The 15449-nt window shown below is 62.8% G+C and carries 15 protein-coding genes; 3 read left to right on the top strand and 12 right to left on the bottom strand.

All coding sequences use genetic code 11. The features are described 5' to 3' along the window. From FHR27_RS21075 to FHR27_RS21055, 5 genes are all read right to left on the bottom strand, one after another. Nucleotides 1-750 (bottom strand): SDR family NAD(P)-dependent oxidoreductase, encoded by a 750-nt coding sequence (locus tag FHR27_RS21075; protein ID WP_042553481.1) that lies wholly within the window; start codon nucleotides 748-750, stop codon nucleotides 1-3. A 221-nt stretch (nucleotides 751-971) separates the two neighbouring features. Further along, on the bottom strand, nucleotides 972-1733 hold the full coding sequence (locus tag FHR27_RS21070) for an SDR family NAD(P)-dependent oxidoreductase (protein ID WP_042553482.1): 762 nt from the start codon (nucleotides 1731-1733) through the stop codon (nucleotides 972-974). Between the two features lie 17 nt (nucleotides 1734-1750). Then, the gene (locus FHR27_RS21065; RefSeq protein ID WP_042553483.1) at nucleotides 1751-3109 is read right to left on the bottom strand and encodes an MFS transporter; all 1359 of its coding nucleotides are present in this window, start codon (nucleotides 3107-3109) and stop codon (nucleotides 1751-1753) included. A 27-nt stretch (nucleotides 3110-3136) separates the two neighbouring features. Next, complete coding sequence (locus FHR27_RS21060; protein WP_042553484.1) at nucleotides 3137-4018, bottom strand: polysaccharide deacetylase family protein; 882 nt, start codon at nucleotides 4016-4018, stop codon at nucleotides 3137-3139. 73 nt (nucleotides 4019-4091) lie between these two features. Then, on the bottom strand, nucleotides 4092-5444 hold the full coding sequence (locus tag FHR27_RS21055) for an amidase (RefSeq protein WP_179539468.1): 1353 nt from the start codon (nucleotides 5442-5444) through the stop codon (nucleotides 4092-4094). A gap of 269 nt (nucleotides 5445-5713) precedes the next feature. Here FHR27_RS21055 and FHR27_RS21050 point away from each other — a divergent pair, with 269 nt between their 5' ends. After that, nucleotides 5714-6724 (top strand): GntR family transcriptional regulator, encoded by a 1011-nt coding sequence (locus FHR27_RS21050; protein WP_042553486.1) that lies wholly within the window; start codon nucleotides 5714-5716, stop codon nucleotides 6722-6724. An 8-nt stretch (nucleotides 6725-6732) separates the two neighbouring features. Here the strand turns inward: FHR27_RS21050 and FHR27_RS21045 are convergent, their stop codons facing one another. From FHR27_RS21045 to FHR27_RS21015, 7 genes are all read right to left on the bottom strand, one after another. Beyond that, complete coding sequence (locus tag FHR27_RS21045; protein ID WP_179539467.1) at nucleotides 6733-7236, bottom strand: GNAT family N-acetyltransferase; 504 nt, start codon at nucleotides 7234-7236, stop codon at nucleotides 6733-6735. A 176-nt stretch (nucleotides 7237-7412) separates the two neighbouring features. Beyond that, nucleotides 7413-8336, bottom strand: coding sequence for an allantoinase PuuE (puuE, locus tag FHR27_RS21040; protein WP_042553488.1), 924 nt, complete (start codon nucleotides 8334-8336; stop codon nucleotides 7413-7415). A gap of 54 nt (nucleotides 8337-8390) precedes the next feature. Beyond that, nucleotides 8391-9092 (bottom strand): aspartate/glutamate racemase family protein, encoded by a 702-nt coding sequence (locus FHR27_RS21035; RefSeq protein WP_042553489.1) that lies wholly within the window; start codon nucleotides 9090-9092, stop codon nucleotides 8391-8393. Further along, nucleotides 9089-9907 carry an ABC transporter permease gene (locus tag FHR27_RS21030; RefSeq protein WP_179539466.1) on the bottom strand — a complete coding sequence of 273 codons (819 nt, stop codon included), beginning with the start codon at nucleotides 9905-9907 and terminating at the stop codon, nucleotides 9089-9091. The genes FHR27_RS21035 and FHR27_RS21030 overlap by 4 nt, the downstream gene beginning before the upstream one ends. A gap of 2 nt (nucleotides 9908-9909) precedes the next feature. Next, a complete protein-coding gene (locus FHR27_RS21025) occupies nucleotides 9910-10701 on the bottom strand; it encodes an ABC transporter permease (RefSeq protein ID WP_373565163.1) in 792 nt (263 codons plus the stop codon). A gap of 142 nt (nucleotides 10702-10843) precedes the next feature. Then, complete coding sequence (locus tag FHR27_RS21020; RefSeq protein ID WP_042553492.1) at nucleotides 10844-12178, bottom strand: ABC transporter substrate-binding protein; 1335 nt, start codon at nucleotides 12176-12178, stop codon at nucleotides 10844-10846. Then, nucleotides 12178-13314 carry an ABC transporter ATP-binding protein gene (locus FHR27_RS21015; RefSeq protein ID WP_042553493.1) on the bottom strand — a complete coding sequence of 379 codons (1137 nt, stop codon included), beginning with the start codon at nucleotides 13312-13314 and terminating at the stop codon, nucleotides 12178-12180. Before FHR27_RS21015 ends, FHR27_RS21020 begins: the two co-directional genes overlap by 1 nt. 335 nt (nucleotides 13315-13649) lie before the next feature. On the opposite strand from FHR27_RS21015, the gene FHR27_RS21010 reads away from it, so the two are divergent. Both FHR27_RS21010 and FHR27_RS21005 read left to right on the top strand, forming a co-directional pair. Further along, on the top strand, nucleotides 13650-14342 hold the full coding sequence (locus FHR27_RS21010) for a GntR family transcriptional regulator (RefSeq protein WP_179539464.1): 693 nt from the start codon (nucleotides 13650-13652) through the stop codon (nucleotides 14340-14342). Nucleotides 14343-14616: 274 nt separating this feature from the next. Continuing rightward, nucleotides 14617-15429, top strand: a complete 813-nt coding sequence (locus FHR27_RS21005) for an ion transporter (RefSeq protein WP_179539463.1) — start codon at nucleotides 14617-14619, stop codon at nucleotides 15427-15429. The last annotated feature ends 20 nt before the right edge of the window (nucleotides 15430-15449 follow it).

Raw genomic sequence — 15449 nt, 5'->3', positions numbered from 1 at the left:
TCAGGGCATCACATCGCCGGAGTTCGGCCCGAGGGTCTGGCCGACGAACAGGTTGCCACCCGGCTCCGAAGCCAGCAGCACGGCGACAGGCGCAACCTCACTGGCCTTGCCGAAACGGCCAAGGGGCAATTCTCTGGCCTTGGCCGTCTTCCAGTCCTGACTGATGCCATCGACCAGTGGCGTCTCGATGGGGCCGGGAGCGATGGCATTGACCAGCACGTTGTCCTTGCTGACCTCGAGGGCCAGGGACTTGCTGAAGCCGATCACACCGGCCTTGGCTGCGGCGTAATGGGTCAACTCGGCGCCGCCCTTGATGCCCAGTTGCGAGGCGACGTTGATGATCCGCCCCCACTGCTGGGCGAGCATGTGCGGCAAAGCGCGCTGGCTGGCAATGAACACGCTGGTGAGGTCGACGCGCAGCATGTCGTCCCACATTTCCTGGGTCAGCTCGACGCAGGGTGCCTGGGTCAGCATGCCGGCGTTGTTGACCAGAATATCGATACCGGCGAAGGCCTTCACGCAGGCATCGACACCGGCCTGGGCACCTTCGCGGCTGCCGACGTCGGCCACGCTTTGCACCACCTCGGCCCCGCGCTCGCGGCACTCACGGGCGGTGATCGCCAGGCGGGCGGCATCGCGGTCGCAGAGCACCAGGCGGGCGCCTGCATCGGCATAGGCATGGGCAATGGCCGCGCCGATGCCACTGGCGGCGCCGGTGATCACGGCGCGACGGTCTTGTAGCTGTTTCATGGTCTGTCCTTATCGGAGTTCGTTGCCGTCTCGGTGGAATGGGTTGGAGTAAGGCGATAGCGGACCTTCGATTTGGTGGGCTGAAGCCCACGCTACAGCTGAATGGTGGGAGTAGACGCTCGGTCTACATTCTGTGGGAGCGGGCCATGCCCGCGAAAAAGTCGCGGGCATGGCCCGCTCCCACAGGTACTGCACCGATCACCGCTTTCGCCTTATAGCCGTCAATCCGGCCAACGCACCGTCAGGCCGCCGTCGACGATGATGCTCTGCCCGGTGATGTAGCTGGCCTGGGCACTGGTCAGGTAACGCACCAGATCGGCCACTTCACTGGCGCGCCCCACCCGACCCAGCGGGATGGCCTTGGCCGCCTGGGCCAGCCCCTCCGGGCCGAGGGAGTTTTTCGCGTCGAGCGATTGCGGCGTTTCGATCAGCCCGGGAATCACCGCGTTGCAGCGGATACCCTGCGGCGCCAGCTCCACCGCCAGCGAGCGGCACAGGCCGGGTACGCCAGCCTTGGCGGCGGCATAATGGGAGTGATCCTGCCAGCCGTAGACGCCGCCGGCGATGGAGGAAATCGCCACCAGCGCGCCCCCTTCACCGATGTAGCGTGCGGCGCTGCGGAAGGTACGCATGACCCCGGTCAGGTCGACGTCGAGCATCTCGTTCCAGCGCTCGTCGGTCATTTCCAGCAGCGGTGCGCGGCGCAGCAGGCCGGCATTGGCCACCGCATAGTCGAGACGGCCGAACCGCTCGACGGCGGCAGCGGCCAGCGCGTCCAGCGAGGCGCTGTCGGTAACGTCGGCAGCGAGCATGATGCACTCGCCACCTGCGCCCTCGACCAGCCGCAGGGTCTCGGCAGGGTCATGGGGATCGCCGGCGAAATAGCCACCGGCCACACGCACGCCGCTTCTGGCATACGCCACGGCCAGAGCCTGACCGATACCGCTGGCGGCACCGGTAATCATGGCAACGGGTAGAGTCATGGGAAGAGCCTCCTCGGTCATTTGACGCTGTTCGGTTCGACGTGACGCGCGGCCAGCATCACCACACCGGACAGGAAACACGGCAGGGCACCGAACCACAGAGCCGCGCTGTGCCATTCACCGCCGCTGGTCAGTACCCCGGTAATGCCGAGGCCGGCGAGGATCGCGCCAATCGGGCCCATGGCATGAACGATGGCGCCGCCGGTCGCGCGAATGCTGGTGGGGAAGCTCTCACCCATGAAGAACAGCATGGCCGAGTACGGACCGGTCAGGAAGAACAGGCCGAGGCTGTACAACGCGATGACGGTCGCCAGGTCGCTGGGCGCCTGAACCATGGCGAAGAAGGCGACACCACCGCACATCCAGCCCAGCGCCACGGTGTTGCGGCGACCGAAGCGATCACCCAGCCAGCCGTGAAACAGATAGCCGATGAAGCCGACCAGATTGGACAGCACCAGGATCACCAGCGAGTTCTCGAACGACAGTTTGTGCACGCTGACGATCACCGAGGTACCCAGCACGCTGAACACCTGAATCGCCGACCAGTTGAGCAGGATCGCCAGGCTCAGCACCAGGGTCGGGCGCAGCGCGGCACCGCGAAACGCAGCCGCCACCCCAGCCTTGGCATGCTCCTCGTAGTCCACGTCATATTCACGGGCCAGAGCACGGGCATCGGCATCCTGGCCAGCCTTGCGAAGCTGGGAAATACGCTGATGCACCTGAAACTGCGGGCTCTCCTTGAGCTTGTAAGCCAGCACGGCAATGACGAATGCCGGTATCGCGGCAAACACGAAACAACCCTGCCAGCCGATATGCGGCAGCAGCAGGGCGGTGAGTCCGGCAGCGATCAGCGCACCGACCGGCCAGCCGCTTTGCACCAGGCTGTAGATGAAACCACGGCGCTTGATCAGCTTCGGATCAGTGGACGCGGCATACACTTCGGTCAGGTAAGTGGCGTTGACGGCTTCCTCGGCATAACCCAGGCCCGCCACCGAGCGCACCAGAATCAACGGCACCTTGCCCATGCCGGCGCAGACGGCGGTCAGCGCCGAGCAAATCGCCGTTCCGCCAATCGTGACCATGATGCCGCCACGGCGACCGATGCGGTCGACCAGCGGGCCGATGCCGAAAGCGACGATGGCGCCGCCCAGAGCGACCCAGGTGGCTATCTTGGCCTGCTCGGCCTCGCTCCAGTTGAAGTGCCCGCCCATGACCGGCAACAACGTGCCGAACAGGATGAAGTCATAGACTGCGAAAACCCAGGCGAAGAAAGCGATCCAGGTCGAATAGGTGACATCTCTGGACGAGAGCTGCACCGGTTTCCAGGTGCCGGATTCTTTGACGTGGGTCGGTGTTGCGGCATGCGTTGTTGTCATGTCGGCATACTCATCAGGGGCTAGGCGTCAGCGCTTGTGCGGCTGGCGACGCAGGAAGTCATCGGCGATTTCGTCCATGGTCACGAAGTGCACACCTTCATGGCCTTTGATGTGCTCGATAAGGCGCTCGAGCATCAACAGCACCTGCGGACGACCGGACACGTCGGGGTGGATGGTGATCGGGAACACCGCGTAGTCGTGCTCGCGGTAGACCCAGTCGAACTGGTCGCGCCACATCTCCTCGAGATGACGCGGGTTGACGAAGCCATGGCTGTTCGGCGCCTTCTTGATGAACATCATTGGCGGCAGGTCATCGAGGTACCAGTTGGCCGGAATCTCCACCAGGCTGGTTTCCTCACCACGCACCAGCGGCTTCATCCAGGTATCCGGATGCTGGCTGTAGTCGATCTTGGTCCAGCGATCGCCAACCCTCACGTAGTAGGGATGGAAGTCGTTGTGCATCAGGCTATGGTCGTACTTGATGCCTTTCTTGAGCAGCAGCTCGTTGGTCACGTTGCTGAATTCCCACCAGGGCGCGACGTACCCGGTAGGACGCTTGCCGGCCAGTGCCGTGATCAGCTCGATGGACTTGTCGAGAACGATCTCCTCCTGCTCCGCCGTCATGGCGATCGGATTTTCGTGGCTGTAACCGTGGATGCCGATCTCATGGCCTGCATCGGCCACCGCCTTCATCTGCTCGGGAAAGGTTTCGACCGAATGACCGGGAATGAACCAGGTGGTACGCAAACCGTACTTCTCGAACAGTTTGAGCAGGCGCGGTGCCCCCACTTCACCTGCGAACAAGCCACGGGAGATGTCGTCCGGGGAATCCTCACCGCCGTAGGAGCCGAGCCAGCCGGCGACCGCATCCACGTCAACGCCGATGGAGACGAATATTTCTTTTGCCATCGTTGAATCCTCTTGACCCGGATCGGTGAGCGACGTGCAAGCGGGCCGGGCCCCGCTGCTCGCCCAAGCGAATTCAGGGCAGCAAGGCAGCCTCGACAGCCAGCGCCGCACGCAGCAACAGGTCGTCCGCGGCGCTGGGCGCTGCAAGCAGCAGGCTGGTGGGCAAGCCGTGCTCATCGACACCGCTAGGCAAGGCAACCGCGGGCATGTCGAGCAGGCTGCCGGGCATGGTCAGGCGCAGAGTGGCCAGGTTGGTGGCAACGAACAACGCCTCGTCGGCTTCCAGAGGCACCAGCAGCGGGGCCACATGAGCGACGGTCGGCGTGATCACGAAGGCTCCATCCAGCTCATCGACGAGTTGCCTGCGCAGGCTTTCACCCTGTTGGTAAAGGCGTATCTGGTGGCTGGCCGGGATCGAGCGCGCCCCTTCGAGCCGCTTGCGCACGCGCGGGTCGAGACGCTTGGCGTCGGCGCTGTCGAGCAGGCTCTCGTGCAGGGCAAAGGCCTCTGCGGAACCGACCCAGTCGCCGCGCTCGATCATCGCCAGCGCCTCGCGCATGGCCTTGATGGGTTTGCGTTCGACCACGGCACCGGCGCAGGCCAAGCGCTCCAGCGCGCGCTCCAGGTTCTGCCTGACCGCTGGCTGTACGCGCGAATCGTCGACCCAGGCCGGGTCGACGTACACACGCACGCCAAACAATGAACACGCGGTTGAGCGACGCGACACCGGGCCACCACGCAGCAGGCTGTCCACTGCCACGACGTCCTCGACAGTGCGCGCCAGTGGGCCAAGGGCATCCAGAGAGCGAGCCAGGGGAAATACACCGTCGAAGGCGTAACGGCGTCGGCTGCTGCGGTAACCGACCAAGCCGTTGAAAGCCGCCGGGACACGAATCGACCCTGCCGTGTCGGTGCCCATCGCCAGCGGCACCACACCCGCGGCCACGGCAACCGCAGAACCACTCGACGAGCCACCGGGAACACGGGGCTCGTGCCCGCTGAATGGGTTGATCGGCGTACCGAAATGCGGATTGAGGCCGAGCCCGGAATAAGCGAACTCACTGAGGTTGGTCTTGCCCAGATTGACCAGGCCAGCCCTGGTGAGCGCGCCAACCAGGGCAGCGTCAGCGGTGGCTGGCGCCAGCTCGCGGCGGGTCGCCGAGCCGGCGGTGGTCACGCTGCCGGCCACATCGAACAAATCCTTCCAGGCGAAGGGCACACCGTCCAACACCGACAGCGCTTGCCCGGCCCGCCAGCGTGACCGTGACGCCAGCGCTTCGCGACGGCCACGCTCGGCGCTCAGCGAGATGAATGCCGCCGGCAGCTCGGCAGCTTTCGCCAACGCGGCCTCGAGCACCTCGACGGGGTCGGTCGAGCCCGCAGCATAAGCCTGGGCGAGTTCGAGAGCGCGGGATGGACCGGGCATGGAAACCTCAAAACGTACATATACAAAAAAGTACGTTTACAAAAGCAGCCTTCATGCCAATCTTTCAAAAACACTTCAAGAGCCCGTCAAGCGCGGGACCGAAGGTTGCCAAAACAAATAACGGATATAAATTTAAAAGATCCATTTTTGTGCAAAAAAGTAACGCTGGGTTCCAAGATGCTTCCTTTTGGAGCACCGCCATCGAGGTAATCGGGAGGGCTGAACCTGTGAGAGAATCGCCACCTCGTACTCGTCCCCGGAAACCCGGTATGCCCGCAGCAAGCGCCCCTCAGGAAGAATCCCTTGCGGTCTCGCGCTACGAAATGATCCGCGACACCCTGCGCGCCTCCATCACTCAGGGACGTGCAGCCCCTGGCCTGGTGCTGGTCGAAGCCCCGCTGGCGCAGCTGTTCGGCACCAGCCGCGTACCGGTACGGCAGGCGCTTAACCTGCTGCATGACGAAGGCCTGATCTGCCGTTTCGAAGGCCGCGGCTATCTGGTCAACCCGCACGACGCAGCCGTCGAACCACTGCGCACACCGCTGACACGCCAGCTATTGGGCCTGGAAACGGAAGATGAACTGATCGACGTACGACCATTGGGTGAACGTGCTTATGAAGACCTCGCCGCCAGCGTTGGCACCTTCATGGTCTTCGGTCACTACCGGCTGGACGAGCAACTGGCGGCCGAGCACCTGAACGTCAGTCGCAGCGTGGTCCGCGAAGCGCTGATGCGCCTGCGCGACCGTGGCCTGGTGGAAAAGGAACCCTACTCGCAATGGCTGGCCGGCCCGCTCACGGCGCAATCGGTGATCGACGACTACGAACTGCGCGGCCTGCTCGAACCGCAGGCGCTGAGGCAGAGCGCTCCAGGTCTGAGCCAAGATGCACTGCACGGCATGCTCGAGCGCATCGAGCGCGCCCGCCAGGCCAGCAACGGCGCCGAGCGCGCCACCATCGAACGCATCGAACACGACCTGCACGTCGAGTGCCTGGCCGGCCTGCGCAATCAAAAGATGGCTTCGCTGATACGCCAATGCCAGAGCCAGATGAACATCGGCCGCATCCTCCACGGCGCCTTGCGCAGAAGCCTGGACGAAGCGATGCTCGACGAACACCATCAGGTGATCGAGGCGCTGCTGGCCAAGGATATCGACCGCGCCGCCAACGCCCTGCGCCATCACCTGAGCTGCGCCCGCGAGCGCACCCTGCAACGCCTCAAGGTGCTGTCGGTATTACCGGAGCCGGCACTACCGAGTTATCTGATCCGCTTGAGCTGAAACGCCCCTCAGCCTTCGACTTCCTGGCGATACAGCTGCAACCCACGGGCCTGATAGTTGGCCAGGGCGCTGGGGTGATCGAAGGTGCAGGTGTGCACCCAGACTCGCCGGGTACCGGGCCAGGCCCAGGCGGATTGCAGCGCGTGGGTCAGCAGCGGGCCGCCGAAACCCTGACCGAAAAACGCTTCGGCGAGACCGAAATAGAGAATCTCCACCGAGCCGTCGGCGTCACGCTGCAACTCGTAGTAACCGGCGATAGCGCCTTGGTGGTAGGCCACCCAAGTACGATGAGTGTCAGTCTCGACCAGCTCGCGCCACTGCGCATCCGACCAGGACAGCTTGTCCGTCCACTCCCAGGGCCCGCCCACCAACTGGTAGAGAAAGCGGTTGAGCTGGAACTGCTTGATGCGGCACTCGACCACCTGCAGGTCGTCAGGCATGGGCTTGGCGCGCACCTGTTCGGGGCTGTGCATCTCCAGGTAATAGGTGATGTTTTCGACCTGCTCGCTCATACCGTGATCCATCGTGTTGGCCAGGGCCACCCGGCCCGGGCAAAAAGCGCAGGCTAATGATCTTCGATGGATTCGGCAATCCGCTCAGGTTCGGCAGCTCCCGATACCCTGATTCCTATCTGCTGCAGGCGTCTTTCGAAATACCCAGCCAACCGCCCTGGCGAAGCAGTGCGTTTCTACGCTTGGTAAGGATGATGCTCGACCCAGTGCCGGGCGATGTCGACTCGACGCGCCACCCAGACACGATCATGGGCTTCGATATGATCGAGGAAGCGTTGCAACGCCCGGAAACGCCCAGGGCGACCGATCAGCCGTGCGTGCAGACCGATCGACATCATTTTCGGCGCCGTTTCGCCCTCGGCGTAGAGCACGTCGAAAGTATCTCTCAGGTAGGCGAAGAACTGGTCACCACTGTTGAATCCGCCCGGGCTCGAGAAGCGCATGTCATTGGCGTCGAGCGTATAAGGCACGATCAGGTGAGGCTGACGGGTACCGTCGCGAGTTTCTACGGTGCTCCATAGCGGCAGGTCGTCGCCGTAATAATCGCTGTCGTAGAGAAAGCCGCCATGCTCGACCACCAGGCGCCGCGTGTTGGGGCTGTCTCTACCGGTATACCAGCCGAGCGGTGCGGCGCCGGTAAGGCGGGTGATCAGCTCGACCGCGCGCTCGAGGTGTTCGCGCTCCAGATCGGCCGGAGTGTTCTGGTAATGCAACCAACGCCAGCCGTGACTGGCGATTTCGTGGTTGCGTGCGACCAACGCCTGGGTGATGTCCGGGCAACGCTCCAGGGCCATGGCGACGGCAAAGGCGGTAAGCGGCAGTTGGCGGCGTTGGAACTCATCGAGGATGCGCCACACACCGGCACGGGAGCCGTATTCGTACATCGACTCCATGCTCATATGCCGATCGGCAAAGCTCTGCGCACCGACGATCTCGGAAAGAAACGTTTCGCTCTGCGGATCCCCATGCAGCACACAACTTTCACTGCCCTCCTCGATATTGAGGACGAACTGGACGGCGATTCGCGCATTTCCCGGCCATTTTGCCTGAGGCGGGTTGCCTGCGTATCCGCGCAGGTCGCGGGGATAATGTGGAGTCATGTTCTTCCTTAGGCTGCTTTAGAGGTGATAGAAAATGTGCCAGCGGCACAGCCGCTACACCACCTTCTCGCGCGGCCAGGCATAGCTCAGGCTCTTGCTGCTGCCCAGGCGCAACTGCACCAGCGCCTCCACCCATTTCAACGCCACCTGAACCCCATCGACCACCGGCACGCCGAGATCCTCCTGCAGGCGCTGCGCCCACTGGCTCATGCCTGCGCAGCCCATCACCAGACACTCGCTACGGTCATCGCGCAGGATCTGCTGGCCCAGGTCGCGCAGACGCAGGTAATGGGCGGGATCGCGCTCCAGCTCCAGCACCGGAATATCCGCCGCATGGATATTCGCGCAGCGCCGCTGCAGGCCATAGCTGTGCATGTTGCGCTCGATGATGTGGATCGAACGCGGCAGGCTGGTAAGGATCGAGTAGCGCACGCTCAGCATGCTCGCCGCGTGCATGGCCGCTTCGCCGATGCCCAGCACCGGGCCGCTGGCCAATTCGCGAGCGGCATCCAGGCCGGTGTCGTCGAAACAGGCGATCACGAAACCTTGCACGCCCTCTTCCTGGCCCTGACGCATCGCTCCCAGCAGGTGATAAGCCGCGCACACGCCATCGGCAGCGCCCTCGATGCTCGCCACCGAGCCGGGCAGATGGATCACGCTCAACTGCGTATCGGCCGCCTTGATGCCCTGGCAGGTTGCATCCAGCAATTGGGCCATGCCCGCCGAGCCATTGGGATTGATCACGCGAATCTTCATACGGGTTTTCTCATACGCTGGCTCAGATTCATCAACAGCAGCACCAGACCAATCAGCGCCAGGGAAAACAGCGTGGTCAGTGTGCCCAGCGCATAGAGCACCGGGGTGGTGACGTTGGTGGTCATGCCGAAGATTTCCAGAGGCAGGCTATTGAAGCTGCCGGAGACCATCAGGGTGCGGGCGAATTCGTCGTAGGACAGGGTGAAGCCGAACAGCGCCACGCCGAACAGGCTTGGGGCAATCAGCGGCAGAACGATCAGGCGTACCGTTTGCCAGGCGCTCGCGCCGAGGTCGCGGGCCGCCATTTCGTAGGCGCGGTTGAAGCGGTTGAACACGGCGAACATGATCAACAGGCCGAACGGCAAGGTCCAGGTCAGGTGCGCGCCAAAGGCCGAGCTGTACCAGATCGGCTCCCAGCCGAGGCGATCGAACATCAGGCCAATGCCCAGGCTGACCAGAATCGACGGAATGATCAGGCTCGCCAACGTCAGGTAGAACAGTGCCTGACTGCCAGCGAATGGGCGCCGGTAAGCGAACCCGGCGAGCACCGAAAACACCAGTGTGCAGGCCATCACCGCGATACCGAGGAGAATCGAACGGCTGAAGGCACCGGCGAAATCGCCCACCTGCTGGGCCTGGAACAGGTTGTGAAACCAGTGCAGGGACACGCCGTTCATGGGAAAGGTCAACCCGCCGTCCGGCCCCTGGAACGAGAGAATGCCGATGGTCAGGGTCGGCCCGTAAAGGAACAGTACGAACAGGCCAAAGAACAGGCTCAGGCAATAAAAGCTCAACGGCCGTGCCGTGGATTTCATGGTCATAGCTCCTTGCGGATATCCACCAGGCGGAACATCACCACCAGCATCAGCAGCACCGTGGCCAGCAGCACCACGGCACTGGCCGCAGCCGCCGGGTATTGCAGCAAACTGATTTCGTTGTGGATCAGCACGCCGACCGAAGCATGCAGGCCGCCCCCCATGATGCGCACGGTAACGAAGTCGCCCATCACCAGGGTCAGTACGAAAATGCTGCCGATGAGAATGCCCGACTTGCACAGCGGCACGATCACCAGCAGGAGGATCTGCCAGGTCTGCGCTCCGGCGTCCCGCGCGGCCTCGATCAGGCGGCGATCGATGCGCATCATGGTGTTGAAGATCGGCACCACCATGAACAGGGTGTACAGGTGCACATAGGCCAGAACGATGGAGAAGTCGCTGTACAGCAGAAACTCCAGCGGCTGTTCGATCAACCCCGCGCCGATCAGGCCGCTGTTGACCAGACCATTGCGCCCCAACAGTGGTATCCAGGAAATCATGCGGATGATGTTGGAGGTGAAGAACGGGATGGTGCACAGCAGAAACAGCAAGGTTTGCACCTTGTTGCTGCGGATGTGGAAGGCCAGGTAGTAGGCCACGGTAAAGCCCAGCGTCAGGGTGATCAGCCAGGTCAGCAAGGCGTACTTGAAGGTATTCAGGTAAGCCTGCAAGGTCGTCGGCGATGACAGCAGGTACTGGTAGTTGCCGAAGATGAAGTCCGGGATCAACTGGTAGGAGTCGTAGTCCCAGAAGCTCACCACCACGATCACCGTGATGGGGAAGACCAGGAACAGCAGCAGGGTCAGCGCCAGCGGCAGGGCTTGCAGGTGGCTGATGTTGGCGAGTCCGGTGCGCATATCGAGTCCAGTACGCAGAAAGTGAGGTGGCGCAGGCGCGGCGGTGGATGAAACGGCGCCACCCACCGCTACGGCCGGGTCAGGAAACGATGAACTCGTTCCACTTGCGGACCATGTGGCGGTTCTCGTCCATCACCGAGTTCCAGCAAGCCACGCTGCCCATGCGCTGCTCATAGGAGCCGCCATCACGCACCGCGCCGGCCTTTTCCATGACCTTGCCGTCCGGGCTGAGAATGTCGCTCTGGGCGGCCTTGCCCTCCATCCAGAAGCCCCATTCATCGGCGCTCATGTACTGCCTGGAGGTCTCCGGGGCGGCGCTGTAGTAGCCCTGGCGGTTGAGGTAGGCACCGACCCAGCCCGACAGGTACCAGTCGATGTACTCATAGGCCGCATCCAGCTCCAGGCCGCTGAGGTGCTTGGCCAGACCGATACCGCCGCCCCAGGCGCGATAGCCCTCTTCCAGCGGCTGGTAGGTGCAGGCCACACCGCGGCTGCGCACGGCGGCCACGGCCGGTGACCACATGGACTGGATCACCACCTCACCGGAAGCCATCAGGTTCACCGACTCATCGAAGCTCTTCCAGAAGGCGCGGAACTGGCCGTCTTTCTTCGCCTGCATGAGGATGGCGATGGTCTTGTCGATCTCGGCCTGGGTCATGTTGCCCTTGTCGCCATAGGTGATCTCACCCATGGATTCGCAGATCATCGCCGCGTCCATGATGCCGATGGACGGGATGTTGAGGATCGAGGCCTTGCCCTTGAAGGCCGGGTCCATGATGTCGCGCCAGTTCTTGATCGGGCGCCCGACCAGATCCGGGCGAATGCCCAGGGTGTCGGCGTTGTAGATGGTCGGCACCAGCGTCATCCAGCGGGTCGGCTCACTGGCGAACTTCAGCGAATCGGCGCTTTCGACGAAGCCAACGGTGTGCGGCGCAGTACCTTGGGCGATCACCGAATCGGCGTTCAGTTTGCCGTTGATGAACAGCGGCGAGATCTTGTCGAAATTCTTCAGTCGTTGAGTGTCCATGGCCTGCATGGTGCCGGACGGGTACACCTTCTTGCCGATCCAGTACTCGATGTCGGCGATGTCGAAGGAGCGTGGCTGAGTCACTGCCCGCTGCGCCACCGCATCGGAGTCCAGTGCGGTGAGTTGCAGGGTGATCCCCAGATCTTCCTTGGCCTTCATGGCGATGTCGTTGAGGTTGGACACCCCGGTGCCGAACTGACGCAAGGTGATGTTCTTGATGTTCTGCGCCCAGATCATCGGAAAACCGGTGATCGCGCCGGAACCCACGGCCACTGCCGAGGCCACCCCCAGCCCCTTGATCAGGCTGCGCCTGGACAGTCCCTTGGCGGATTCCACCTGCGGGGTTTCGGCGGGGAGTTGCGGGGTGCTGTCATCGTGCTCGCTCATCAGTGAACCTCCTCTGTCGGGTTGGCGTGTTGCGGGGAGAACAGGTTGAGGTGCGCGGCGTCCCAGGCCAGGGTGACCTCTGCACCCACCTCGGGTACCTGGCGCTGGCGGTCGGCCAGGTAAACCATCAGCGGCGTAGCGCTGGCGGTTTGGCATTCGACGTAGATGAAAGCGCCCTGGAACTCGACATCGCAGACCCGCGCAGGCAAGCCAAACTGCCCGGCTGGCGGAGCGCTGCCTGGCGGCAGGATGTCCAGGTGATCGCAGCGCACCGAGAACGCCAGCGGCGTGCCCACCATGGCCTCGGCATAATCGTCGCCCAGTTGCGCCAGACTCAGGCTGCCCTGCCCTGTGCCTTCGACGCTGAGTACCACGCGATCTGCCTCGCGCGCAGTCAGCTCGCCACGCATCAGGCTGTGGCCGCCGATGAATTGCGCGACGAAGGGAGTGGCTGGCCGCTCGAACAATTCCCGTGGCGGCGCTACCTGCTGAATCTTGCCACCGTCCATCACCACCGCCAGATCGGCCAGGGCGAAGGCTTCTTCCTGGGAGTGGGTGACGTGGATGAAGGTCAGCCCCAATTGCTTCTGGATCGCCTTGAGCTCCTTGCGCATGCGAATCCGCAAGAACGGGTCGAGAGCGGACAGCGGCTCGTCGAGCAGCACCACGTCCGGCTGGGTAATCAGGGCACGGGCCAGCGCCACTCGCTGCTGCTGACCACCGGAAAGCTGCTCGGGGTAACTCTCGGCGTAATCCTGCATGTTCACCAGCGCCAGCAGCTCGCGGGCCTTGGCGTGGCGCTCGGCCCTGGCCATGCCGGCGATGCGCAGGCCGAAGGCGACGTTGTCCAGGCAGCTCATGTGCGGGAACAGCGCGTAGTTCTGAAACATCATTGCCGTGCCGCGCTGGGTCGGCGAAAACTCGGTGACGTTGCGGTTATCCATGAGGATGTCGCCCTCGCTCACCTCTTCGTGCCCGGCCAGCATGCGCAAGGTGGTGCTCTTGCCGCAGCCGCTGGGGCCGAGCAGGCAGCAATAGCTGCCACTGGGAATTTTCAGATGGAGATCGGTGACCGCCACCCGCGCACCGTAGGCCTTGTGCACCGCCACCAGCTCGACCTGACCTTTCCCAGACATGCTTGCCGCCCGAAATTGCTAACAATTATAAAACAAGTGTTAGCAACGGATGTGCCAGGCAGCCACTTCTCTGCCCACAACCTGTACCAGACTTCTCCCGCACTGTGTATCCGGCTGAAAAACGGATGGTTTTTCAGTTACGGTGAAAAGACGGCATACGCCCTACATAACGGATTAAATCCTGAAAAATAGCGTGCATTGCACAACAATAGGGCAATGCGACAACGCCATGCACCACCCGGTATAGCCCTCTCCCCCTTTGCCGCTTCATTGTTAACAATTACACTGCCGCCAAGCTTCAGCCGCCCTGGCTCCCACGCAAACGAGCATCACCCATGGCCAGTCACGTCATTCGTGAAGTGCAACGCATCTACAACGCGATCTACGATGCCATCGTCGAGCAGCGTCTGCCGCCCGGTACTCGCCTGACCGAGCTCAACCTGGTGGACGTGTTTCAGGCCAACCGCAACCACATCCGCAGTGCCCTGCGCGACCTGGCTCACCTCAAGCTGGTGCGCCTGGAAATGAACCGTGGCGCCTTTGTCGAAGAACCGACGCCGCAACAGGCCCGCGAAGTGTTCGCCGCACGCCGGGTGATCGAAAAGGCGTTGATCGAAGAAGCCTGCAAGCGCATGCAAGCCCCCGACCGCCGCGCCATCGAAGCGCACCTGAAGGCCGAATTGGCACTTGGGCACGAACCGGCCAAACCCGAATTCATTCGCCTGTCAGGGGACTTCCATCGCCTGCTGGCACGTATCGCCGGCAACAGCACCCTGGGCGAAATGCTCGAAGGCCTGATAGCCCGTAGCTCGCTGATCATCGCCCTGTATGAAAACCATAACGGCATCCAGTGCTCGCACAACGAGCATGAGGCCCTGGCCAAGGCCCTGCTCGACGGTAATGTTCAGCAGGCGACGCAGTGCATGGAGGAGCATCTGCTGAATATCGAACAGCGTCTGCGCCTGGCCCCACCGGAAAGCGAAGAAGTCGATCTGTTCAAGGTGTTTGCCCAGCCGTCATCCGGGTAAATCGGCTCGCAGTCGGAATCGAAATCGCGGCAGGGCGAACACGTCTTTCTCCCCCTTAGGCAGGGTAGCCCCTCTTCGCAGCCACGCGGAGTGCAAGCCCATGCTCGTGGTTTTCAAAACCTGCGGGGCGGCAATTACCCTCGAGATCGGTCTGCTGAAACAATGGGTAACCCGAAATCCCTGCCGAAACGCCGCTTGTGCCTGATCACTGCCAGCCTGAGACCTTAGAATCGTCAGCCTTCTGACCGAACCGGACATCGACTGACGCACGCCCATGAACAGCCCCCTACCTTCCTCGAACGCCACCTGGCGCCTGAAATTGGCCGAGGTGATGGACGGCACCCCCGTGCAGCGCCTGATCACCGTGCTGATCCTGATCAACGCCGCCATCCTCGGCATGCTGACCTCGGCGGAAATCGTCAGCGAGTGGGGCTGGCTGCTGTTGCCTGTGGATATGTTCATCCTCGCGGTGTTCGTGATCGAGCTGGCGCTGCGCTTCGCGGCCCGTGGCATAGGCCTGCTGCGTGATCCGTGGGCGGTGTTCGATTGCATCGTGGTGGGCATCGCGCTGGTGCCGGCCAGCGGGCCGTTCAGCGTATTGCGGGCATTGCGCGTGTTGCGGGTACTGCGCCTGGTGTCGATCAACCCGAGCATGCGCAAGGTGGTGCAGGCGCTGCTCGCGTCGCTGCCCGGCATGGGCAGCATCATCATGCTGATGGGGCTGATCTTCTACGTGTCGGCGGTGATGGCCACGCAACTGTTTGGCGAGCGCTTTCCCGAGTGGTTCGGCTCGTTGACCGCCAGCCTGTATTCGCTGTTCCAGATGATGACCCTGGACAGCTGGTCGAGCGGCACGGTGCGACCGATCATGGAGGTGTACCCGCACGCGTGGATGTTCTTTATCCCTTACGTGCTGATCGCCACGTTCATGATGCTCAACCTGTTCATCGCAGTGATCGTCAACGCCATGCAGGACGCCCAGGGGCCTGATCCCGAAGTAGAAGCGCGGGTGCAGCGCGAGCAGATGATCTTGGATGAGTTGAAGGCGTTGCGGGCGGAGTTGGGGGAGATGCGGCAGGGCCGTTGATCAGTGCGGCAGAGCAAGCA

The sequence above is a fragment of the Pseudomonas flavescens genome (assembly GCF_013408425.1).
Classification (GTDB): domain Bacteria; phylum Pseudomonadota; class Gammaproteobacteria; order Pseudomonadales; family Pseudomonadaceae; genus Aquipseudomonas; species Aquipseudomonas fulva_A.
Note: the sequence above shows the minus strand (reverse complement) of the source record. Positions and strands in the feature narration are given on the sequence as shown.

Excerpts from the sequence above, each read along its gene's own strand:
- FHR27_RS21075 (WP_042553481.1), bottom strand. The coding sequence starts at position 750 with ATGAAACAGCTACAAGACCGTCGCGCCGTGATCACCGGCGCCGCCAGT.
- FHR27_RS21070 (WP_042553482.1), bottom strand. The coding sequence starts at position 1,733 with ATGACTCTACCCGTTGCCATGATTACCGGTGCCGCCAGCGGTATCGGT.
- FHR27_RS21065 (WP_042553483.1), bottom strand. The coding sequence starts at position 3,109 with ATGACAACAACGCATGCCGCAACACCGACCCACGTCAAAGAATCCGGC.
- FHR27_RS21060 (WP_042553484.1), bottom strand. The coding sequence starts at position 4,018 with ATGGCAAAAGAAATATTCGTCTCCATCGGCGTTGACGTGGATGCGGTC.
- FHR27_RS21055 (WP_179539468.1), bottom strand. The coding sequence starts at position 5,444 with ATGCCCGGTCCATCCCGCGCTCTCGAACTCGCCCAGGCTTATGCTGCG.
- FHR27_RS21050 (WP_042553486.1), top strand. The coding sequence starts at position 5,714 with ATGCCCGCAGCAAGCGCCCCTCAGGAAGAATCCCTTGCGGTCTCGCGC.
- FHR27_RS21045 (WP_179539467.1), bottom strand. The coding sequence starts at position 7,236 with ATGAGCGAGCAGGTCGAAAACATCACCTATTACCTGGAGATGCACAGC.
- puuE (WP_042553488.1), bottom strand. The coding sequence starts at position 8,336 with ATGACTCCACATTATCCCCGCGACCTGCGCGGATACGCAGGCAACCCG.
- FHR27_RS21035 (WP_042553489.1), bottom strand. The coding sequence starts at position 9,092 with ATGAAGATTCGCGTGATCAATCCCAATGGCTCGGCGGGCATGGCCCAA.
- FHR27_RS21030 (WP_179539466.1), bottom strand. The coding sequence starts at position 9,907 with ATGAAATCCACGGCACGGCCGTTGAGCTTTTATTGCCTGAGCCTGTTC.
- FHR27_RS21020 (WP_042553492.1), bottom strand. The coding sequence starts at position 12,178 with ATGAGCGAGCACGATGACAGCACCCCGCAACTCCCCGCCGAAACCCCG.
- FHR27_RS21015 (WP_042553493.1), bottom strand. The coding sequence starts at position 13,314 with ATGTCTGGGAAAGGTCAGGTCGAGCTGGTGGCGGTGCACAAGGCCTAC.
- FHR27_RS21010 (WP_179539464.1), top strand. The coding sequence starts at position 13,650 with ATGGCCAGTCACGTCATTCGTGAAGTGCAACGCATCTACAACGCGATC.
- FHR27_RS21005 (WP_179539463.1), top strand. The coding sequence starts at position 14,617 with ATGAACAGCCCCCTACCTTCCTCGAACGCCACCTGGCGCCTGAAATTG.